Below are 22086 nucleotides of genomic sequence, written 5' to 3'. Positions count from 1 at the left end.
CACCCGCCCCCCGCTAAAGAATGCGGCGAGGATAGCGAGAGGTGCCTGCCAGGGCGTTCGCCGGTAGATAAACTTTTGTTTAAGGAGCCTGGAAGCTGTAGCCGGCCCCGGGGATGGTCTTGATCAGCGAGTACTCGAAGCCTTCGTCCAATTTGCGCCGCAAACGGTGGATATGTTTGTCGATCACGTTGTCGTTGGGGTCGAAGTCGTAGTCCCAGGCACTGTCGAGCAACATGTCGCGGGTCACCACCTGGCCGCTGTGGCGCATGAGCTTTTCCAGCAACAGGGCTTCGCGGTGCTGCAGGGCAATGCTGCGCCCCTGGCGCACGGCGGTGCGGGTGGAGCAGTCGAGTTGCAGCTCGCCGACGTGCAGGGTTCTGCCCGCTTGTTCACGGCCGCGCAATAACGCATCGACTCTCGCCAATACTTCGGCAAACGCATAAGGCTTGGCCAGGTAATCGTCGCAACCCGCTTGCAGGCCCTCGACCTTGTCCTGGGTCGATGACTGGGCGCTGAGCATCAACACCGGCACCCACGACTGGCGTGCGCGCAGCGCCTTGACCAGGGCGATGCCGTCCAGGCCCGGCAGGCGCCGGTCGACGATCAGCACATCGTGAATGCCCTCCAGCGCCAGGCCGAGACCACTGGTGCCGTCCGCGGCCACATCCACCACATGCCCGCTCTCGCTCAAGCCGCGCAGCAGGTAGGTGGCGGTCTGCTCGTCATCTTCAACCACAAGAATGCGCACGTTTGCGTCTCCAGCTCGAATCTAAACTTTAATTTATCTGGCGGGAACGTGGCGCCGCCCCAGGCTTTGCCACACTATGCCACCTCTGCCCTGAAGACGTGACCGGTTCTCTTGCCATGACTCATGTTCTGGTCGTCGAAGACGACTTAACCACCGCCCGCGAAATCGAACTGGCCCTCAGCGATTACGGCTTCACCGTGACTACGGCGCTGAACGGCCGCGATGGCCTGCTCAAAGCCCTGAGCGAGCCGTTTGACCTGATCGTGCTCGACCGCATGTTGCCCGGCGGCATTGACGGCCTGGGCGTGCTCACCGCATTGCGCGCGGCGGGCACCACCACCCCGGTGCTGATCCTCAGTGCCTTGAGCGCCCTGGATGAACGTGTGCGGGGGTTGCGTGCCGGTGGCGATGACTACCTGACCAAACCCTTCGAATTCATCGAACTGACCGCCCGCCTGGATGCGCTCAACCGCCGCCGCTCCGAGCCGCTGACCTCCGCGCAGGAAACCCACCTGCGTGTGGCCAACCTGGAAGTCGACCTGCTGCGCCGCACCGTGCGCCGTGGTGAACGCACCATCGACCTGGTGCCCCGCGAATACGCCCTGCTTGAACACCTGATGCGCAACGCAGGCCAAGTCATCACCCGCACCATGCTGTTCGAGGCCGTGTGGAACTACAGCTACGACGAGCGCACCAATGTCATCGAAGTGCACATTGGCCGCCTGCGCCGCAAAATCGATGGCGAAGGTGAAGGCCAGATGATCCATACCGTGCGGGGAGCCGGCTATGTCCTTCGCACGCCTGAGTGAAATCCCGCGCACCATCAGCTTTCGTACGGGGCTGTTGTTCCTCGGCCTGTTCGGTTGCTCGTTCCTGGCACTGTTCGGCTACATCTACTGGCAGACCGCGTTCTACCTGAAAACCGAAGCGGATACGGCGCTGTATCGCCAAGTGGAAAACCGCAGCGCACAGGACCCCGAACTGCGCCTGCATGAAATCCGCAAACACGTCGCCCAGGACACCGAAGCCCGCCTGCCCCACAGCCTGTTCGACGCTCAGGGGCAGTTCATTGCCGGCGCAATTCGTGAGTTGCCGGCGTACACGGCCTTGGACAAACCCCAGGAATTCCGCTGGCTCAGGGCCAACGGGCACCACCGGCCCGTGCGATTTATCGTGCATCGCCTGGAGGACGGCAAGCTGCTGCTGGTGGCCCAGGACGTGCACGACATCCGCGAATTCGACGAACTGCTGATCAATGCGCTGATCTCTGGCGGCCTATTGCTGCTGCTGGTCGGCCTGGTGGGCGCGGTGGGGCTGGGCTACCTGGCGCATCGACGCCTGGACAAGGTCAGCCGCTCGATCAAGGGCATTATCGAAGGCGACCTGAGCGGCCGCCTGCCGGTGCGGGGCAATAACGACGACATCGACCGCCTGGCGCTGGTGGTCAACGGCATGCTCGATGAGCTGGAGCGCTTGATGAGCGAAGTCAAAGGCGTGTGCGATGACATCGCCCACGACCTGCGTACTCCGCTGACCCGGCTGATCGCCGGCCTTGAGCGTGCACAACGCCGCGACATGACGCCCACCGACTACGCCGCCAGCGTGGATGCCGCGCTGAGCGACGCCAAAGGTTTGCTGCTGACCTTCAAGGCATTGCTGCGCATCTCTGAAATCGAAAACAGTGCGCGTCGCAGCCACTTCGCCCCGGTAGATCTCAACCAGATCGCCGCCGACGCCGCCGAGCTCTACGAACCGCTGGCCGAAGAGCGCGGCACGGTCCTTACCGTCGACACCCGCGAAGCCCCGGCGATCATGGCCGGTGACCCGCAACTGTTGTTCGATGCGCTGTGCAATTTGTTGGATAACGCCATCAAGTTTTCACCGGAGCACAGCCAGGTACGGCTGAGCGTGATCAGCGATGCTTCCCGCACCGTCATTCAAGTGACTGACAACGGCCCCGGCATTCCCGAAGCCGAGCGCCAGGCGGTACTGCGCCGCTTGTATCGCGCCGAAGCGAGCCGGCACACACCGGGCAATGGGCTGGGGTTGAGCATGGTGGCAGCGGTGGCACGGCTGCATGATATGCAATTGACGGTCAGTGATGCGCAGCCTGGCTGTCGGGTGGAACTGGAGGCCAAGGGGTAGCGGAACCCACTGGATTCTCGTTGCGCCCACGTGCATCGCCGACGATATTTATCACGTTTTTTTGACGTTTTTTTCTCATTCCCGGCCCTACATTGCCGCGCCTCAATATGCAAATGATTCCTATTGGTTTAGTCTAGCCAACCTCTCGCGTATCTCCCGTACAGCAATAAAACCCGGAGCGCTCACCGCATGACCACCCGCCTTTCTTCGTTTGTCAAAAAAACCCTGCTTGCCACCGCCCTGATCAGTGCCGGGCATGTGTATGCCGCCAACGAGTCGGTCGGCATTGTGGTGTACAACGCCCAGCACGAAAGCCTCACCAAGGCCTGGGTCGAAGGGTTCACCCAGGAAACCGGGATTCCGGTGACCATCCGCAATGGTGATGACACGGAGATGGGCAACCAGCTCGTGCAGGAAGGCGCCGCGTCCCCGGCGGATGTGTTCCTGACCGAAAACTCCCCAGCCATGGTGCTGGTGGACAACGCAGGGTTGTTCGCGCCGGTCGCACCCACCACGCTGGAACAGGTGGATGCCGCCTACCGCCCGGCCCATGGCAAGTGGATCGGCATCGCCGCGCGCTCCACGGTGTTCGTGTACAACCCGAGCAAGCTGAAAGAAAGCGACCTGCCCGGCTCCCTGATGGACCTGGCCTCGCCAAGCTGGAAAGGCCGTTGGGCTGCCTCGCCGGCCGGTGCCGACTTCCAGGCTATCGTCGCTGCCGTACTGGAACTCAAGGGTGAAGCCGTCACCCTCGACTGGCTCAAGGCGATGAAAGCCAACGCCAGCATCTACCGTGGCAACAGCGCCGTGCTCAAGGCCGTCAACGCGGGTCAGGTCGACAGCGGCGTGATCTACCACTATTACAGTTTCGTCGATCAGTCCAAGACCGGTGAAAACAGCAAGAACACCCAGTTGCACTACTTCAAGCACCAGGACCCGGGCGCGTTTGTGAGCATTTCCGGTGGCGGCGTATTGGCTTCCAGCAAACATAAAGAACAGGCCCAGGCCTTCTTGAAGTGGATCACCGGCAAAGACGGCCAGGCGATTCTCAAAGATGGCAACTCGTTCGAATACGCGGTGGGCCAGAACGCCCAATCCAACCCCAAGCTGGCCCCACTGGCGCAACTGGATGCACCGAAGGTCGACGCGTCCAAGCTCAACAGCAAAAAAGCGGTTGAGTTGATGACCCAGGCCGGACTGCTCTGATTGTTGCCTGAACCTTCCCTGCGCGGCGTCGCCCACGCGGCGCCCCGCAAACGCCCTCGCGGCGTGTTCAAAAGCCGTGGGGGCACGTGGGTCACCAGCTTATCGGTACTGGTTTCACTGCTGGCGCTGTTGCCGATCGCGTTTGTGATCGGCGTGTCCTGGCAGATCGGCTGGGCCCAGATCGAGGCGCTGGTCTGGCGCCCGCGCGTCGGCGAGCTATTGCTCAATACCGTGCTGCTGGTGGTGTTCACGTTGCCGCTGTGCATGGCGCTGGGCGTTGCGCTGGCGTGGCTGACCGAGCGCAGCAACCTGCCGGGGCGTCGTGCCTGGTCGTTGTTGGCGGTGGCGCCGCTGGCGGTGCCGGCATTTGTGCACAGTTATGCGTGGGTCAGCCTGGTGCCGTCGATCCACGGCTTGCCGGCCGGTGTGCTGGTGTCGGTGATTGCCTACTTCCCGTTTCTGTACTTGCCGGTGGCGGCGACGTTGCGCCGGCTTGACCCTGCCATTGAAGACGTGGCCGAGTCCATGGGCCTCAAACCCTGGGCGGTGTTCTGGCGCGTGGTACTGCCGCAACTGCGCCTGGCGATCTGCGGCGGTGCGCTGCTGGTGGGCCTGCACTTGCTGGCCGAATATGGCCTGTACGCGATGATCCGCTTCGACACCTTCACCACGGCGATTTTCGATCAGTTCAAATCCACCTTCAACGGCCCGGCGGCCAATATGCTGGCGGCCGTGTTGGCGTTGTGCTGCCTGGCGATGCTCACCGCTGAATCCGCTGCACGTGGCCACGCGCGCTATGCACGGGTCGGTTCAGGCAGCGCCCGGGAACAGCGCACCGTCATGCTGGGCACGGGCTCCACCCTGCTCGCGCTAGCCCTCCAGGTCGCAACCTGTGTACTGGCCCTGGGCGTTCCGCTGGTGACCCTGGGTAAATGGCTGATCGCCGGTGGCAGTGAGGTCTGGCAACTCGGCGAACTGTTGCCGGCGCTGGAGCAAACCGTGCTGCTGGGGATTGCCGGGGCGGTGTTGACCACTTGCGCGGCGGTACCGATCGCGTGGTTGTCGATTCGTGCACCGGGGCGTTTGCAGCGCATTCTGGAAGGCTGCAATTACATCACCAGCTCGCTGCCGGGTATCGTCGTCGCGCTGGCCCTGGTCACGGTGACCATTCACTTCGCCCGGCCGATCTACCAGACGACGATCACCGTGCTGCTCGCCTACTTGCTGATGTTCCTGCCACGCGCCCTGGTGAGTCTGCGCGCCGGTATCGCCCAGGCGCCGGTGGAATTGGAAAACATGGCACGCAGCCTCGGCCGTTCGCCGGGCCGCGCGTTGTGGCTGATCACGATGCGCCTGGCCGCCCCGGCCGCCGCTGCGGGGGCTGCGCTGGTGTTCCTGGCGATCACCAATGAACTGACGGCAACGCTGTTGTTGGCGCCCAACGGCACCCGCACCCTGGCCACCGGTTTCTGGGCGATGACCAGCGAGATCGACTACGCCGCTGCGGCGCCCTATGCCCTGATCATGATCCTGCTTTCACTGCCGTTGACCGGCCTTCTCTACCACCAATCCAAACGCACGGCAGGCCGATGAACGCCCTCGAACTCCACGCCCTCTGCAAGACCTTCGGCAATCAGCGTGCCCTGGCGGACGTCAGCCTGTCGGTGCCCACCGGCAGCCGCACGGTGATCGTCGGGCCGTCCGGCTCGGGCAAGACCACCTTGCTGCGCATGATCGCCGGCTTTGAGTTCCCCGATACCGGCAGCCTGACCCTCAACGGCCAGCCCCTGGTGGACGCTACCCACGCCGTACCGGCGCACCAGCGCCAGATCGGCTACGTGCCGCAGGATGGCGCGCTGTTCCCGCACATGACCGTGGCCGACAACATCGGTTTCGGCCTGGCGACTAAAGGTGAGGCCCGGGACACCCGTATCGCCGAGCTGATGGACAGCGTGGCCCTGGATGCCAACATGGCCCGGCGCTGGCCCCACGAGCTGTCCGGCGGCCAGCAGCAACGGGTCGCCCTGGCCCGAGCACTGGCGCAACAGCCTCGCCTGATGCTGCTGGATGAACCCTTTTCGGCCCTGGACACCGGCCTGCGCTCGGCCATGCGCAAGATGGTCGCGCGGCTGCTCAGCGACGCGGGCATCACCACCATTCTGGTGACCCACGATCAAAGCGAGGCGCTGTCGTTCGCCGACCAGTTGGCGGTGATGCGCCAGGGCCGGCTGGTGCAATCGGGCCACCCGATGGACCTGTACCAGTACCCAATCGATGAGCAAACCGCGCTGTTTCTCGGTGAAGCGGTGGTGCTGCCCGCCAGGGTCGAAGCCGGCTGGGCCCATTGCGGGCTGGGGCGTGTACCGGTCGACAACCCGTCCCTTCACGACACCACGCGGATCATGCTGCGTCCGGAGCAACTGCAGTTGAGCACCACCGACGGCTCCGGCTGCCCTGGCGTGGTGACCGAGCGCGAATTCGGCGGCAATACCTGCACGTTGACCGTGGTGTTGCACCCCAATGAGGACGAACCGGGCCAGGCGATCCTGGTGCGCAGTTCGGGCTTGCAGGCGCCGCCGACCGGCACCGTGGTGCACCTCACCACGATCGGCATGGCACACATTCTGAAAAAAGACGCGACGCTCAGTCTCAGCTAAGTTTCGGGGCTTACCTTCTCCCCTGCGCCAACCACAGCGCAGTCAAGGAGAGCTACCCCATGAATGCCACAGCAGCCCGCTGGCTGAACAAAGTACCCGAGGTGACGCTGTCATTCTGGGTGATCAAGATCTTGTCCACCACCGTGGGCGAAACCGGCGCAGATTACCTCGCCGTTAATGCCGGCTTCGGCGCCGGCTGGACCAGCATCGGGATGGCCGCGCTGCTGGCGGTGGCGTTGTTCTGCCAGATGCGCACCAAGGCGTACACGCCTTGGATCTACTGGCTGACCGTGGTGCTGGTGAGCATCGTCGGTACGCAGATCACCGATATCCTCACCGATAAGCTCGACGTGAGCCTGTACACCAGCACGGCGATTTTCTCTGTGCTGCTTGCACTCAATTTCATCATCTGGTTCCGCACCGAACGCAGCCTGTCGATCCGCGACATCGTGACCCCACGGCGTGAATGGTTCTACTGGACCACGGTGCTGTGCACCTTCGCCCTGGGCACCGCCGCCGGTGACCTGGCCACCGAAGCGCTGGGCCTGGGTTTCACCCTCGGCGCGGTGATCTTCGCCGCTCTGATCGCGGTGGCCCTGGTGGCCTGGCGCCTGGGCGTCAACAGCGTGCTGACCTTCTGGATCGCCTACATCCTCACCCGACCGTTCGGTGCGTCCCTGGGCGACCTGCTTACCCAGGCCAAGACCTACGGCGGCCTGGGCATGGGCGCCAGTTGGACCAGTGCGCTGTTCCTCTGCGTCATCGTACTGCTGGTGGCCGTCGCGCAAATCAGCGTCGGCAGCCGCAAAGCCATCACTCAATAATCCCTGCTATCAAGGACATCCTCATGCGCATCGCTCAAACTCTGATTCGTCGCGTCGCCATCGCTTCGGCCATCTGTATGTTGACCCTCGCCACGGGCTGCTCAAAACCGGCCGACAAGCCCAAGGACACCACCGGCGCCAGCCCGACCAGCAGCCAGGCGCATGCCTCGAAACTGGGCGACTTGTCCGAATTCCGCACCATCGCAGCGGACGTGTCCGCACTGGTCGCCAAGAACGACCTGGCCGGCGCCAAGGCCCGTATCAAAGACCTGGAAACCAGCTGGGACGCCGCCGAAGCCGGCATCAAGCCACGGGCCGCGAGCGACTGGCACGTGCTGGACAAAGCCATCGATCGCGCCCTCTCGGACCTGCGTGACGGCAGCCCGAACCAGGCCACCTGCAAGGCCTCGATGGATGACCTGCTCAAGACCTTCGACTCGATGAAAGGCTGACGCTTGCCGGCACAGGTGCTTCAATACACACGCGGCGATCCTTTCGCCGCGTTTTTTTGCCTGGAGAGGAACATGCGGATACTGCTGGTCGAGGACGACCCGATGATTGGCGATGCCATCCAGCGCGCGCTCAACGATGCGAGCTATGCCGCTGATTGGGTCAAGAACGGTGTCACGGCACTGGCTGCCCTCGACACCCATCCCTATGACCTGGTGCTGCTGGACCTTGGCCTGCCCGGAAAAGACGGCCTGCAAGTGCTGGAGATTATCCGCGGGCGCAACAACCCGGTGCCGCTGCTGATCATCACCGCCCGCGACAGCCTCGATGACCGCCTGCGCGGACTCGACGGCGGCGCCGACGACTATGTGCTCAAGCCCTTCGACATGCCCGAACTGCTGGCCCGCATGCGCGCCGTGCTGCGCCGTAAAGGTGGCAGCGCCTCTTCCTCCCTCAGTAACGGCGTGGTCTCGCTGGACCTGCTTTCCAAAGAGGCCAGCACTGCAGAACAACCGGGCGTAGCACTCTCCAGTCGCGAGTTTGCGCTGTTGCAAGCCTTGTTGATCCGCCCAGGGGCGATCCTGTCGCGCAGCGAATTGGAAGACCGCCTGTATGGTTGGGGCAATGAGGTGGAAAGCAACGCCATCGAGTTCTTGATTCACGCCTTGCGGCGCAAGTTGGGCACTCACGTGATCAAGAACGTCAGGGGCATGGGATGGATGGTTTCAAAAAGCGTTTGAGTGAATCGGTGCAACTGCGGTTATCGGTGACCTTGTCCCTGGCGATTCTGTTGGTGGCGCTGGTGGCCAGTGTGTTTGCCTTTGTCTCGGCTTTTGAAGAAGCCCACGAACAACAGGACGATACCCTGCGCCAGGTGGCGATGCTGTTCGACCGCCAGCAGATGAGCCTGAACTACCCGCAAGGCAAGGCCATCGAGGGGGATGACGAGGAGTCCCGAGTGATCATCCAGTACCTGGGCGACAGCCAGCATTCGACAGGCACCACCGATGAGGCCCTGCCCCTGCCCTTTCCCACCACGCTCACCGATGGCCTGTCCACCGTGGAGGTGGCCGGCGAAGCCTTCCGTGTGCTGGTGCGCACCACGTCCAAGGGCGAGCGCATTGCCGTGGCCCAGGAACAGGATGCCCGTGACAAGGACGCCCGCGAGAGCGCATGGCGCAGTTTGTTGCCGTTTCTGATTTTGTTTCCGGTGCTGTTGCTGGTAGTGGGCGACCTGGTGCGCAAGCTGTTCCGCCCGATCGGAGTGCTGGCGGCGGAGATCGATCAGCGTGCCGAACAGGAACTGCACCCGATTGATGAGCAGCATCTACCGACCGAAGTACGCCCCTTCGTGGTGGCGATCAACCGTTTGCTGGCGCGTGTCGCGCAGTCCATGGACAGCCAGCGCCGCTTTGTCGCCGATGCCGCCCATGAACTGCGCTCGCCCATGACGGCCCTGTCGCTGCAAGCCGACCGACTGGCCGCCACCGACATGTCGCCAATGACCCGCGAGCGCTTCCTGCCACTGTCCCAGGGCATCGAGCGTGGCCGCAAACTGATCGACCAACTGCTGAGCCTGGCAGCGGCGCAATCGGCGGCGGATCGGGCGCCAACCCGACTGTCTGTGCATGACGTGTTCCGGCAGGTACTGGAGGATCTACTGCCATTGGCCGAAGCCAAGCAGATCGATATCGGCGTCGACAGTGCCCTGGATGTGCCGCTGATGTTCAACCCGCTGGACCTGTTCACCCTGGTCAAAAACCTGGTGGATAACGCCATCCGCTACACCCCGCCGGGTGGCCGGATCGACCTGTCGGTGCTGGCGATGGCTGACGCGGTGCAATTGCAGATCAAGGACTCGGGGCCAGGTATCAGTGTGCAAGAGCAGGCGCGGGTATTCGACCCGTTCTATCGCAGCCTGGGCACCGAGGAGGCCGGCTCCGGGTTGGGCTTGTCGATCGTCAAGGCGATTGCCGACCGCACCGGGGCACGGCTGCAGCTGGGGTTTACCGATGAGGTGGAGCAGCGCGGGTTGTGTGTCACGGTGTGGCTGGCGAAATAACACTGGTCTCGGGAAATGCCAGTCAGTTAAGGAGGAGCATAGTCACTGTGGCGAGGGAGCTTGCTCCCGCTGGGTCGCGAAGCGGCCCTAGCTTTGGGCTTGAAAAGACTGGGCCTGCTCCGCAGTCCAACGGGAGCAAGCTCCCTCGCCACAAGTTACTCGTTGTCCGCTCTATCGCTTGACTGACTGGCATTACTGGCCTCGGGCTTTTTTTCGTCTGGATATTGCCCAACAGAACTAAAAGTCCATAATGGACAAATTAGTTTATACACGGAGATATTCATGTCCAGTACGCCTCAGGTGATCAACCAAGCCCAAGCCCGTGAATTACTCGCACAAGTCGATGTGCCTCACATCCTGCACACGCTGTTCCGCGACCTGGCTGCCGGGCAGGCGGTGCAGCCCGCGCAACAGTGGGTGGAGTTCCCGCACGGCGCGGGTGACTTCATCAATTACCTGGGCGTGCTGGCCGCTGATGAGGTGTACGGCGTGAAGACTTCGCCGTACATCGTGCGCGAGTCGGTGCCCTTGGTGACGGCTTGGACATTGCTGATGTCGATGCGCACCGGCCAGCCGCTGTTGCTGTGCGATGCGGCAGAGCTGACCACCGCCCGCACCGCCGCCACGACGGCCCTGGCCGTGGATGCCCTGGCACCTGCGACCGCCTCGCGCCTGGCGATCATCGGCAGCGGCAAAGTTGCCCAGGCCCACCTGCATTACGTGCAGAACCTGCGGGACTGGCAGAGCATCCGCCTGTATTCGTCACGCCTTGGCAGTGCCAGCGTTGAAACCCTCGAGCAGCTCAAGGCGCTGGACCCGCGCCTGAGTATCGCCCCTTCCTGCGATGCGGCCCTGCACGACGCTGACGTTATCCTGCTGTGCACCTCGGCGGCAGGCCCGGTGATCGACCCGTCGCACCTGCGTAAACCGGCGCTGATCACGTCCATCAGTACCAACGCCCCCCGTGCCCACGAGGTACCGCCCCATTGCCTCAACGCCATGCACGTGTTCTGCGACTATCGCCAGACCACTCCGGACGCGGCCGGCGAAATGCTGATTGCCGCCGAACGACACGGCTGGGATAAACGCGCCGTGGTCGGCGACCTGCCCGAGTTGCTCAGCGATATGGCACAGCGTCCGGACTACGACCGCCATGTATTTTTCCGCTCCATCGGGCTGGGCCTGGAAGACGTGGCGCTGGCCAATGCGCTCTACCAGATCCAGCGCTGAATCCCATTCAAGGAGGTGTTTATGAGCCATGCAGACTTCATCATCATCGGTGGCGGCATTGCGGGGGCGTCCACGGGTTTCTGGCTGTCACAGCACGGAAAGGTGCTGGTGCTGGAGCGTGAAAGCCACCCGGCCTATCACTCCACCGGGCGCTCGGCGGCGCTCTATACCGCGGCCTATGGTACGTCGCAGGTGCGTGCGCTGACCCTGGCGAGCCGGGCGTTTTTCGACAACCCGCCGGCGGGTTTCTGTGAGCACCCTTTGCTCATGCCACGGGGTGAGCTGACCGTCGACTTCAACAATGACCCCGCCGAATTGAATGCCCAATACCTGAGCGCCAAAGCCACGGTGCCGCAGGTCGAACAGCTGAGTGCCGACGAGGCCTGTGCACGCTTGCCGATCCTGCGCCGCGAAAAAGTCCATGGTGCGATCTATGACCCGACGGCCAGCGACATCGACACCGACGCCCTGCACCAAGGCTATTTGCGCGGCATCCGCCGCAATCAAGGCGAAGTGCACACCGACAGCCACGTAGTGGGACTGAGCCGCGGTGTCGACGGCCTCTGGCAGGTGCGCACCCAGGACGCGACCTTCACCGCCCCGATTATCATCAACGCGGCGGGAGCCTGGGCCGATCACATCGGCGGGTTGGCCGGCGCCGCGCCCATCGGCCTGCAACCCAAGCGCCGCTCGGCGTTTATCTTCGCCGGGCCTGAGGGCGTCGACACCCATGCCTGGCCAATGCTGGTGGCCCTCGACGAAGCCTTCTACATAAAGCCCGATGCCGGCATGTTCCTCGGCTCACCGGCCAATGCCGACCCGGTGCAACCTCAGGATGTGCAGCCGGAAGAGCTGGACATCGCCATGGGCATCTACCAGATCGAGGAAGCCACCACCTTGACCATCCGCCGCCCCACCCGCACGTGGGCCGGCCTGCGCAGCTTTGTGCATGATGGTGATTTGCTGTCGGGCTTCGATGTGCGCGTGCCCGGCCTGTTCTGGGTCGCGGCGCAAGGCGGCTATGGTATCCAGACCTCTCCCGCCATGGGCCAGGCCAGTGCTGCCCTGGTACGCGGCGCACCACTGCCCGAGCATCTGACCCGGTTCGGCCTGGACGCTGGTATGCTCTCCCCCGTCCGCCTGGAGCCCCATTGATGAACACCGCTGAACACGACAAGGTCATGCAGAACTTCCGTGCGATCGCCGATGCGATCGCCACGCTGTTCTTTCCCCATGCGGAAGTGGTGCTGCATGACTTGCGCACGCAAACCGTCGACTACATCGCCAACAACCTGTCGAAACGGGCCATAGGCGATGACTCCTCATTGGAGGACATGCTCAGCGATGACGTCAGCGAAGTGAATATCGGCCCCTACGAAAAGCTCAATTGGGACGGTCAGAAGATTCGCAGCCTGAGCACTGTGCTGCACGACCACGAGGGTCATCGCCTCGCAGTACTGTGCATCAACCTGAATATTTCACTGTTCGAAAACGCCAAGGCGGCGCTGGACCTGTTCCTGTCGCCGAGCAAACTGATCCCTCAGCCGGACTCACTGTTTCGCGATGACTGGCAGGAACGCATCAACACGTTCCTGCATGCCTGGATGCGTGAACGCCAACTGAGCCTGAACCTGCTGACCCGCGACCACAAACGCGAGCTGGTCCTGGCGCTGCATGCCGAAGGCGCGTTCAAGGGCAAGAGCGCCTCCAACTATGTGGCCAACGTACTGGGCATGGGGCGGGCGACGGTCTACAAGCATTTAAAGGAATTGAAGGGTTGAGCGGACACCACAGCCCCCCTGTGGAACAGGCGCACCCCGCGTAACCTGTGGCGAGGGAGCCGGCTCCTTCGCCGCATCAGTGATGCATGATCAATCGCCGTAGATGTCGGACTTGAAATACTTCTGGGAAATCTTCTGGTATTCGCCATTCGCGCGAATACCGTCAATGGCGGCGTTCAGCTCGCTGACCAAGGCCGTATTGCCCTTGCGTACTGCTATCCCCGCGCCCTCGCCCACGTACGTGGGATCTTTGAGTTCCGGGCCGACAAAGGCATAGCCCTTGCCACGGGGCATCGACAGGAAGTCGTTGAGGGGGATGGTGTCGGCGAAAATCGCATCCAGGCGGCCCGCGGCCAGGTCCATGTAGATCTCTTCGTTATTGCTGTAGCGCTTGACGTTGATGCCCTTGGGTTCGAACACCTCGGTGGCATAGCGGTCGGTGGTCGTGGCGCGTTGCACGCCGACGGTCTTGCCCTTGAGGCTGGCGTACTGATCGTCCACTGCCGCGCCGTCCTTCATCACCAGACGCGACGAGGTGAAGTAATACTTGTGGGTGAAATCCACTGACTTCTTGCGGTCTTCATTGATGGTCATGGACGACAGGGCCATGTCGATTTTCTTCACCTTGAGGGAAGGAATCAGACCGTCGAACTCACCCTCTACCCACACGCACTTGGCTTTCATCTGCGCGCACAGGGCATTACCGATGTCGTAGTCGAACCCGACGATCTTGCCTTCCTCGGTTTTGGAGGCGAACGGTGGGTAGGCCGCTTCGATGCCGATGCGCAGGGTTTTCTCGGCGGCCTGCAGAGGGCCGACGGCGATCAGGCTCAAGGCCAGGGCGGTCAGGAGGGAGCGTTTCTTCATGGTCGCGTTCTCGCAAGTTGTTGTTGGTTTGGCAAGAGTGAAGAACAAGGTGAAGCTGCTTTTTTGTACTTATAATTCCATATTGGACTTTTATGTATTTTCCGTCAATCGCGTCTCGTCGCTGCCGCCCCCCATGACTTTTTTGCACAACGAGGTGGTGTTTTTGAGCGTTTTGCTCTGATTTATGCGTGCCTATACTCGGCTCAGCCACCCGGTCGAGCCGGGGGCCAGTCCCCACAACAATAATAAGGACAGCCACCATGACCCAGCCCTTCCTGGCCGCTCGGGATTTTCTACTCGCTCACCGCACTGACTACGCCACCGCTGTCCGGGATTTCCGCTGGCCGCAGCTGGATGCATTCAATTGGGCCTTGGATTACTTCGATGCCATGGCCGAGGGCAATCCGGCCAATGCGCTATGGATCGTCGAGGAGGACGGCAGCGAACAGCGCTACAGCTTCCAGCAACTGTCGGCACGCTCCAACCAGGTCGCCAACCACTTGCGTGCCCTCGGGGTCCGACGCGGTGAGCGCATCCTGCTGATGCTCGGCAATGATGTGGCGCTGTGGGAAACCATGCTCGCCGCGTTCAAGCTCGGCGCCGTGGTTATCCCCGCCACTGCGCTGTTGAACCCCGATGACCTGCGTGACCGTATCGAACGCGGGCACGTACGCCACCTGGTGGTCGGCCAGGCGCACATCGGCAAATTCGCCGGCCTGACGGACGGCTGTAGTCGGATCTGTGTCGGCTCGCCACCTTCCGGCTGGGTCGCGCACAGTGCCGCCTTCGAGTATCCAGAGTCGTTCGAAGCCCAGGGCAGCACCCAGGCCACCGACCCGATGCTGTTGTACTTTACGTCCGGCACCACCTCGAAGCCGAAAATGGTGCTGCACAGCCACCAGAGCTATCCGGTGGGCCACCTGTCGACCATGTACTGGATCGGCCTGCAGCCGGGCGACCTGCACCTGAATATTTCCTCACCGGGCTGGGCCAAGCATGCCTGGAGCTGCCTCTTCGCACCGTGGAATGCCGGCGCCTGCATCTTTATTCATAACGTCGCGCGGTTCAGCGCGCCCGCCCTGCTCGGCGCACTGGAACGCTACGGCGTCACCAGCCTGTGCGCGCCGCCCACGGTGTGGCGCATGCTGATCCAGGAAGACCTCGGCCGCTACCAACCGCGCCTGAAACTGCGCGAACTGGTGGGCGCCGGTGAGCCGCTGAACCCGGAAATCATCGAGCAGATCCAACAGGCTTGGGGCTTGCCGCTGCGCGACGGTTTCGGCCAATCGGAAACCACCGCCCTGGTGGGCAACACACCCGGCCAGGTGCTCAAGCCGGGCTCCATGGGCCGCCCGCTGCCGGGTTACCAGGTGGCGCTGCTCGACCCCGACGGCCTGCCCGGCACCGAGGGAGAAGTCGCCCTGCCCCTGGCGGTGCGCCCGCTCGGCTTGATGCTGGGCTACGAAGACAGCCCGGAAAAAACCGCAGAAGTGATGCGCGATGGCTACTACCGCACCGGCGATACCGCACAGATCGACGCCGACGGTTACATCACGTTCGTCGGGCGTGCCGACGATGTGTTCAAAGCCTCCGACTATCGCATCAGCCCCTTCGAGCTGGAAAGCGCACTGATCGAACACCCGGCCGTGATGGAAGTAGCCGTGGTGCCCAGCCCCGACCCATTGCGCCTGGCCGTGCCCAAGGCGTTCCTGATCCTGGCCCAGGACGCCGTCGGCGACGCCGAGCTGGCCCGCCACATCCTCGCTTTTGCCCGTGAACAGTTGGCGCCCTATAAGCGGGTTCGGCGTATCGAGTTCGTCAGCGAGCTGCCCAAGACCATTTCCGGCAAGATCCGCCGCGTGGAACTGCGCCAGATGGAAGTGCTACGCCGCCAAGGGGATACGCGGGGTGAGCACGAGCATTTCGAGGAAGACTTTGTGCAACCCCAGGGCTGAAAACTACAGGGGCGGCTTGGCGCTGTGGCATTGGCCGTGCTGGCGTTGGTCGCCCTTCTAGGCCCAGGTAATCGCGACGCCGGCCAGGTAGAGGCCCACGCCGAAGACGGCATGGCTGATCAAACTGCGCAGGCGGTTCTTGCCTGGCGTCGGCGTCCTGGAGGATGCGAATCCCGCCCCCATGGCGGGCTGTATCACACACAGTGGAACGGCCACGGTTACCACGCCCCAGGCGAGTGCCGGCAGGAAAGTGGGTTCCTGCAGCCAGGCAACACCTTGAATCCACACCAGCAACCCGGCGAAAACGGCACCCGTGGCGTAGTGCGCTATCCAGCCCAGAGCTACTTCACCTCGGACGGGCCTTGCTTGTCCAATGCTGTGATGAGCGAACTGCCCTCGGCATGCATGCCCGACCCAGCGTCCAACGAACGCGAAATTCAGCGTTGGAACCCCAAGGGCCTTCAGGATCAACATCCACAGATCCATCACAACCGTAGCCCCGGCGCCTAACAAAACAACCTGTGCAGCCAACTCCAGCGATGCCATACCCACCTCTTTCCATGGACCCATTAAACATGCGCAGGCATCATAGAAGTTGAAGTCAACTTCAAGTCAATGGTCTACCCATGGATATTACTGAGGTCGTCAAACGCACGGGCATTCCAGCCCACACCTTGCGTTTCTATGAGAAGAAAGGGTTGATCACCTCAATCAGCCCGCCCAGCGCGCGCCGCCAGTTTGCCGCAACTGTGGTTGAACAATTGGCCGTGATTGCACTCGGGCAAGCGGGAGGCCTTTCGCTGGACGAGATACAGGCCATGCTGCCCCCCAGTGGTCAGGTGACTGTGGACAGGGCGGTGCTGTTGGCCAAGGCCGATGAGCTTGATGCGACGGTCAAGCAACTGCAGGCAATGAGCAAGGGGTTGCGCCATGCCGCAAAGTGCCCTGCCCCCAGCCACGCGCAATGCCCGAACTTTCGCCGGTTACTTGACATTGCCGCAGCGGGTGCCTTCAAGCGCCCCCGGCATAGGGCCGGCCAGCCTGATATCGGCGTGCCCCGCTGACGACGTGCCTCACCAGAACCAATAAGGCAGGAACTTGGGTGTCGGCTCATTGGCCAACTCCAAGTGGTAAGTAATAGCGTTGAAGAAAAACATATCCAGCACGAGGAAGACGGCGGCGCCAAAAGAGAAGATCAAGAACTCACGATGGGGATGCGCGTGCAGCTGTGACTTCATCCAGGGCCGAAGTGCGGCAAGCACAATCATGCCCGTGGACGCGCCGAGATAATTGGGACGCAGCGGTATCTGGGCATAAAAGCCATACACCCAGGCCAGCAACAGCAGTCCCAGCCCCACCGCCGGCAAGTTCAAGCAAAACCGCAGTAACTTTTGCCGGGTTCTGGTAAATAACGGGCTACGGTCCACGAAAATGTAAGCGGCCAATAATGAAATAGCCGGGGTGATGGAAAGGATATAACGCGCCTTCTTCGAACTTGGGATCGTGAACAGTACGACGACTACCAGCAGCCAGCCCGTGAGGTACAGCAGCAGGTGCGTGGCGGGATGAGGCGTACGTTCAAAAAAGTGTTTGCCCTTCCTGATGATAACGCCCACGGCAATAAACGCCGTGACGCCATAGGTCATCAAGCCTGCCGAAAAATAGAAGTAATAACGGGGCGCATGATCGCTGCCAAACCGCCCCAGCCCCTGCATGACCAGGACCTCTTGTAGAAAAGCCTCCCCGCCCTGCACGTAGGCAGCCCACGCCAGTAAGGCAACGCCTATCGCCAGGACCACGCCGGCCAGCAAGGAGAACACCGCCAGCATGCGCCACTGCCGGCTTAACAGATAATAAGAGGCGACGACACTGGCAGGGCCGATCAGGCCGATGGGCCCACGAAATGCAAAACCCAGCGCAAGGACTGCAAGAACCGGCAATAACCGAAAACGTTGCTGATGCATCTCTCCCGCATAAGCCAGGTAAAAACACATCACCGTGAACAATGCCGGATAGACATCCAGCGCCAGGGAATTTACACCGTCCAGGAAAGACCAGGTAAACAGTGCAAACACGACCCCGTAGGCGCCCCATTTCTTTTCATGCAAAGCACCCAACTTGTAAATGAACACCAGCATCAAGGCGGCGGCAACACAAAAGGGAAAGCCCATCGAAAGAATCGAGATGCGCCCGAATGGCAAGGAGACCAGATAAACAAGTAACGTATTGAAGACCGTATAGTCGGGGTATGGCTGCAGGTCATCCGCAATGGGAAACAGTGTGACGCCATACTGAAGCATATACTGGGCAAAATCGACAAAACGTGTGGTGTAATTGAGCACCGCGGGCTTGTATTGCAGTACGGCCAATACAATAAGAGCCATTGTAAAAATAAATGAGCACGGCTTTTTAACAGCCACTTCCTTTAGCATGTTCACACCGTTCCATCGCCCCAAAAAACGCGCAAATTAGCACTTTATTTTTTGGGAAATCCACACGCTAAAAGTAAAGAGTTGTTAAAAACCGTATGCCCTCTCCAGAGTACCGGCCTGCGTGGCTTTGCCTTATCAAATTGCAGAAAAAAGCCACTTGCTCGCGAAAAACCCACAGGCGCCGTGTTCATTCAGGCAACACGCGTTATCGTTGACGTTTTTCGCGGGCAAGCCCGCGCCTACAGAGGGCGCCTTACGCTTAACGGATTGGCATTGTCTGGAGCCCAAAATGACACTCGCGCCGGACCTCCGGCAGCCCATCCCGGCCCCCGACTACGCATCATCACGGCCTAAACCCACCCGCCATCCACGATAAAATTCTGCGCCGAGCACATCGCCGACATATCAGAAGCCAGGAACAACGCCATATTGGCGATATGTTGCGGCTCGACAGAACCCGGCAAGCACTGGCTGCGGCTGATCAACTCCTTGGCCGCATCGTCCACCCACATCGCCAGCTGTTTTTCGGTCATCACCCAGCCAGGCACCAGTGTATTGACCCGGATGTGGCTTGGCCCCAGTTCCCGTGCCAGCGCACGGGTCATGCCATGGGCGGCGGCCTTGCTGGCGGCGTACACCGGGTAGCCGGCGGAGGCCATCATCCAGCCGACCGAGCCCAGGTTGATGATCGAGCCACCGCCGGCGCTTTTCATCATCGGCACTACGGCCTTGGCGGCGAAAAAGGCGTGCTTGAGGTTGACCGAGATCAGCTTGTCGAAGGTTTCCGAGTCCACTTCATCCAAGGTGTGGCGCACGTCATTGGCCGCATTGTTGACCAGCACGGTGATCGGCCCCAGGGAATGCTCGAAACGCCCGATGGCCGCCTTGTAGGCGATTTCATCGGTGATGTCGCAGCACACGAACTCCACCGTGTAGCCTTTTGAGTTGAGCAGTGCCGCCAGGCGCTCGCCCTGGCTCTGCGCGCGGTCCACAAAGGCCACCTTGGCGCCCTGGGCGGCGAAGGCGCGCACCATGAATTCGCCGATGCCTGAAGCGCCTCCGGAGATCAGTACGGTCTTGCCTTCAAGGTCGGGATAAACAGCCTGTGCAGTACTCATATAACGGTTGCCTCGATCAATTAGTCTTATTTTATTTTACGAAACCGGCTTTAAAGGCTATAAATTCGCTGTCACAACGACAAAATATCGCACATTAGTAGAACTATTCCACTCAAAACAACAAAAGGAAGTTCGATCATGAAGCACCCTCGATACCTGCTGTCGGGTCTCGCCATGTCCCTGCTGATTGCCAGCGGCGGCACCCAGGCAGCAGGGCTCAGCAGCGAGCACAAACCTTTCGGCAAAACCAACGACGGCACGCCCGTCGAACAGTACATCCTGCGCAACAGCCATGGCATGCAAGCCACGGTGATTACCTACGGTGGCGTGCTGCAGTCGCTGAAGGTGCCGGATAAAAACGGCAAGGTAGACGACGTGGTGCTGGGCTTCGACGATGTGCAGGGCTACCAGGCCGGCACGGCGTTTTTTGGCGCGACCATCGGGCGCTTTGGCAACCGGCTCGCGGGCGGTGCCTTTGAACTCGATGGCAAACGCTACCAAGTGCCGCTCAACGATGGCCCGAACTCACTGCACGGCGGCGCCCAGGGTTTCGACAAGCAGGTGTGGCAAGCCAAGCCGGTCAACGGCAAGGATTCGGTCGGCGTCACCCTCACCTACCTGTCCAAGGACGGCGAGATGGGTTTCCCCGGTAACCTGAAAACCGAGGTCACCTACAGCCTCAACGATAAAAACGAATTGCACATCGACTACAAGGCCAGCACCGACAAACCCACCGTGCTCAACCTGACCAACCACAGTTACTTCAACCTCGCCGGCGCGGGTAATGGAGATGTCCTCAAGCAGGTCGCAACCTTGCATGCCAGCCACTACACGCCCGTGAATGCCACCTTGATCCCTACCGGCGAACTCGCGCCAGTCAAGGGCACGCCGATGGACTTCCTCAAACCCACTGCCATTGGCCAGCACCTCAAGGACGATCACCCACAGCTTAAATTCGCTGAACCGAAACAAGGCGGGTTTGACTTCAACTGGGCGCTGGACACCCAGGGCGACGTCAAGAAACTTGCCGCCGAGGTGCATGACCCGGCGTCGGGTCGGCGCTTGCAGCTCTACACCAGCGAACCGGGGGTACAGTTCTATACCAGCAACTTCCTCGATGGCACGGTGAAGGGTAAAGGCGGCAAGACTTACCTGCATTGGGGCGGGTTCACCCTGGAGACCCAGCACTTTCCGGATGCGCCCAATCAACCCAAGTTTGCCTCGACCCGCCTGAACCCAGGGCAGACCTACACCCAGAACACCGTCTTCAAATTCACCACCGATTAAAACTGAAAGGGGCTTGCCCCGATTGCGCTGGGTCAAAGAAACAGCGGCTTACTGACCCACCGCAATCGGGAGCAAGCCCCCTCCCGTCTTCAGTCTTCACATGGCTTTGGATCAGCGTTGCTTCATGCGGTCGATGACCACGGCCAACAGCAGGATCGAACCGCGGATCACGTACTGGTAGAACGTGTCGATGTTCTTCAGGTTCATCGCATTCTCGATGATCGCCAGGATCAACACCCCGGCAATCACGTGCCGGATCATGCCGATACCGCCGCTCAACGACACCCCGCCCAGCACGCACGCCGAGATCACCGTCAGTTCAAAACCCTGGCCGATCATCGGTTGGCCGGAGGTCATGCGCGAGGCGAGGATCACCCCGGCCAGCGCGCCAATCACACCGTGTACGGCAAAGATCAGGATCTTGGTGCGATCAACGTTCACCCCTGCCAGCAGCGCCGCTTCCGGGTTGCCGCCGATGGCCATGGTGTTGCGCCCATACGTGGTGTAGTTGAGCAACCAGCCGAAGAACAGGAAGCACAGGATGGTGATCAGAATCGGCACCGGCACGCCGAATAACTGCCCATTCCCGAAGATGAAGAATGAGTCCTGGGACACACCCACCGCCTTGCCGTCGGCAAAGATGTAGGCCAGACCACGCACGATCTGCATGGTCGCCAACGTGGTGATCAATGCGTTGACCCGCAGCTTGGCGATCACGATACCGTTGATCAGCCCGACGATCAGGCCCATCACCAGTGCCGCCCCGATGCCCAGCATCACGCTGTCGGTATCGCGCATGACGATGGCCGCGACCACGCCGGCGCAGGCGATCACCGAGCCCACCGATAAGTCGAAGTGCCCCGAGGCCAGGCAGAACAGCATGGTGCACGCCGCAATGCCCACGGTGGAGATCGCCAGGCCCAGCCCACGCATGTTCAGCGGCGATAGGAAGTTATCGACCAGCAAGGCACACAGGACAAAGATGCCCACCGCCGCCAGCAGCATCGCCCAGTTATCCAGCAGTGCGCGTATATCCAAGGGTTTGCGTGCGGTTGGCAACGCGTTGTTTTGAGTGGTCATGGTTTTCTCTCAGTTCGCCAGGCCGCGCGGCAGGGCCAGCTGCAGCAGGTTGGATTCAGTCGCGTGTTCGCGGGTTTGTTCACCGCGCATGGCGCCTTCGCACAGCACCAGGATACGGTCGGAAATGCCCATGACTTCCATCAGGTCGCTGGACACTACGATCACCGCAATGCCCTGGGCCGCGAGGTTATGGATGATCTGGTAGATCTCGGCCTTGGCCCCGATATCGATGCCTCGGGTCGGT

Annotated in this window: 21 protein-coding genes and 1 pseudogene; 15 read left to right on the top strand and 7 right to left on the bottom strand. The window is 61.5% G+C overall.

Annotation, left to right across the window (positions count from 1 at the left end):
- Positions 1–79: 79 nt before the first annotated feature.
- Positions 80–748, bottom strand: coding sequence for a response regulator transcription factor (locus M5B97_RS16970; protein ID WP_248732079.1), 669 nt, complete (start codon positions 746–748; stop codon positions 80–82).
- A gap of 116 nt (positions 749–864) precedes the next feature.
- Here M5B97_RS16970 and M5B97_RS16965 point away from each other — a divergent pair, with 116 nt between their 5' ends.
- From M5B97_RS16965 to M5B97_RS16910, 12 genes are all read left to right on the top strand, one after another.
- Positions 865–1557 carry a response regulator transcription factor gene (locus M5B97_RS16965; RefSeq protein ID WP_134661226.1) on the top strand — a complete coding sequence of 231 codons (693 nt, stop codon included), beginning with the start codon at positions 865–867 and terminating at the stop codon, positions 1555–1557.
- Entirely contained in the window at positions 1535–2893 is a 1359-nt protein-coding gene (locus M5B97_RS16960; RefSeq protein WP_248732078.1) for an ATP-binding protein, read from the top strand. The genes M5B97_RS16965 and M5B97_RS16960 overlap by 23 nt, the downstream gene beginning before the upstream one ends.
- Before the next feature lie 189 nt (positions 2894–3082).
- On the top strand, positions 3083–4099 hold the full coding sequence (locus tag M5B97_RS16955) for an iron ABC transporter substrate-binding protein (RefSeq protein ID WP_248732077.1): 1017 nt from the start codon (positions 3083–3085) through the stop codon (positions 4097–4099).
- Positions 4100–4117: 18 nt separating this feature from the next.
- Positions 4118–5692, top strand: a complete 1575-nt coding sequence (locus M5B97_RS16950; RefSeq protein ID WP_248732218.1) for an iron ABC transporter permease — start codon at positions 4118–4120, stop codon at positions 5690–5692.
- Entirely contained in the window at positions 5689–6756 is a 1068-nt protein-coding gene (locus M5B97_RS16945; protein ID WP_248732076.1) for an ABC transporter ATP-binding protein, read from the top strand. The genes M5B97_RS16950 and M5B97_RS16945 overlap by 4 nt, the downstream gene beginning before the upstream one ends.
- Positions 6757–6815: 59 nt before the next feature.
- Positions 6816–7580 (top strand): hypothetical protein, encoded by a 765-nt coding sequence (locus tag M5B97_RS16940; RefSeq protein ID WP_248732075.1) that lies wholly within the window; start codon positions 6816–6818, stop codon positions 7578–7580.
- A 23-nt stretch (positions 7581–7603) separates the two neighbouring features.
- Positions 7604–8032: a hypothetical protein gene (locus M5B97_RS16935; RefSeq protein ID WP_134661231.1), complete on the top strand. Its 429-nt coding sequence runs from the start codon at positions 7604–7606 to the stop codon at positions 8030–8032.
- A 72-nt stretch (positions 8033–8104) separates the two neighbouring features.
- The gene (locus M5B97_RS16930) at positions 8105–8770 is read left to right on the top strand and encodes a response regulator transcription factor (protein WP_248732074.1); all 666 of its coding nucleotides are present in this window, start codon (positions 8105–8107) and stop codon (positions 8768–8770) included.
- Positions 8746–10092 (top strand): ATP-binding protein, encoded by a 1347-nt coding sequence (locus tag M5B97_RS16925; RefSeq protein ID WP_248732073.1) that lies wholly within the window; start codon positions 8746–8748, stop codon positions 10090–10092. The genes M5B97_RS16930 and M5B97_RS16925 overlap by 25 nt, the downstream gene beginning before the upstream one ends.
- A gap of 282 nt (positions 10093–10374) precedes the next feature.
- Positions 10375–11322 carry an ornithine cyclodeaminase family protein gene (locus M5B97_RS16920; RefSeq protein ID WP_248732072.1) on the top strand — a complete coding sequence of 316 codons (948 nt, stop codon included), beginning with the start codon at positions 10375–10377 and terminating at the stop codon, positions 11320–11322.
- A gap of 21 nt (positions 11323–11343) precedes the next feature.
- Positions 11344–12477, top strand: a complete 1134-nt coding sequence (locus M5B97_RS16915; protein WP_123717958.1) for an FAD-binding oxidoreductase — start codon at positions 11344–11346, stop codon at positions 12475–12477.
- Entirely contained in the window at positions 12477–13103 is a 627-nt protein-coding gene (locus M5B97_RS16910) for a PAS domain-containing protein (protein WP_123717957.1), read from the top strand. The genes M5B97_RS16915 and M5B97_RS16910 overlap by 1 nt, the downstream gene beginning before the upstream one ends.
- Before the next feature lie 90 nt (positions 13104–13193).
- On the opposite strand, the gene M5B97_RS16905 is transcribed toward M5B97_RS16910, so the two are convergent.
- Positions 13194–13970: an ABC transporter substrate-binding protein gene (locus M5B97_RS16905; protein WP_248732071.1), complete on the bottom strand. Its 777-nt coding sequence runs from the start codon at positions 13968–13970 to the stop codon at positions 13194–13196.
- A gap of 260 nt (positions 13971–14230) precedes the next feature.
- On the opposite strand from M5B97_RS16905, the gene M5B97_RS16900 reads away from it, so the two are divergent.
- A complete protein-coding gene (locus tag M5B97_RS16900) occupies positions 14231–15925 on the top strand; it encodes an AMP-binding protein (RefSeq protein ID WP_248732070.1) in 1695 nt (564 codons plus the stop codon).
- 57 nt (positions 15926–15982) lie between these two features.
- Here M5B97_RS16900 and M5B97_RS16895 read toward each other — a convergent pair whose 3' ends face one another.
- Entirely contained in the window at positions 15983–16471 is a 489-nt protein-coding gene (locus tag M5B97_RS16895) for a DUF2938 domain-containing protein (RefSeq protein WP_248732069.1), read from the bottom strand.
- An 80-nt stretch (positions 16472–16551) separates the two neighbouring features.
- On the opposite strand from M5B97_RS16895, the gene M5B97_RS16890 reads away from it, so the two are divergent.
- Complete coding sequence (locus M5B97_RS16890; RefSeq protein ID WP_248732068.1) at positions 16552–16989, top strand: helix-turn-helix domain-containing protein; 438 nt, start codon at positions 16552–16554, stop codon at positions 16987–16989.
- 9 nt (positions 16990–16998) lie between these two features.
- Here M5B97_RS16890 and M5B97_RS16885 read toward each other — a convergent pair whose 3' ends face one another.
- Both M5B97_RS16885 and M5B97_RS16880 read right to left on the bottom strand, forming a co-directional pair.
- On the bottom strand, positions 16999–18363 hold the full coding sequence (locus tag M5B97_RS16885; RefSeq protein ID WP_248732067.1) for a hypothetical protein: 1365 nt from the start codon (positions 18361–18363) through the stop codon (positions 16999–17001).
- A gap of 344 nt (positions 18364–18707) precedes the next feature.
- Positions 18708–19475: an SDR family oxidoreductase gene (locus M5B97_RS16880; RefSeq protein ID WP_123717952.1), complete on the bottom strand. Its 768-nt coding sequence runs from the start codon at positions 19473–19475 to the stop codon at positions 18708–18710.
- Between the two features lie 138 nt (positions 19476–19613).
- Here M5B97_RS16880 and M5B97_RS16875 point away from each other — a divergent pair, with 138 nt between their 5' ends.
- The gene (locus M5B97_RS16875) at positions 19614–20762 is read left to right on the top strand and encodes an aldose epimerase family protein (protein ID WP_134661244.1); all 1149 of its coding nucleotides are present in this window, start codon (positions 19614–19616) and stop codon (positions 20760–20762) included.
- Between the two features lie 111 nt (positions 20763–20873).
- On the opposite strand, the gene araH is transcribed toward M5B97_RS16875, so the two are convergent.
- Together araH and araG are read right to left on the bottom strand one after the other, a co-directional pair.
- Complete coding sequence (gene araH, locus M5B97_RS16870) at positions 20874–21842, bottom strand: L-arabinose ABC transporter permease AraH (protein ID WP_248732066.1); 969 nt, start codon at positions 21840–21842, stop codon at positions 20874–20876.
- Between the two features lie 9 nt (positions 21843–21851).
- Positions 21852–22086: pseudogene (araG, locus tag M5B97_RS16865) on the bottom strand (L-arabinose ABC transporter ATP-binding protein AraG); the annotation flags it as partial.

This window comes from Pseudomonas sp. MWU13-2517 (assembly GCF_023242545.1).
GTDB lineage: Bacteria > Pseudomonadota > Gammaproteobacteria > Pseudomonadales > Pseudomonadaceae > Aquipseudomonas.
Note: the sequence above shows the minus strand (reverse complement) of the source record. Positions and strands in the feature narration are given on the sequence as shown.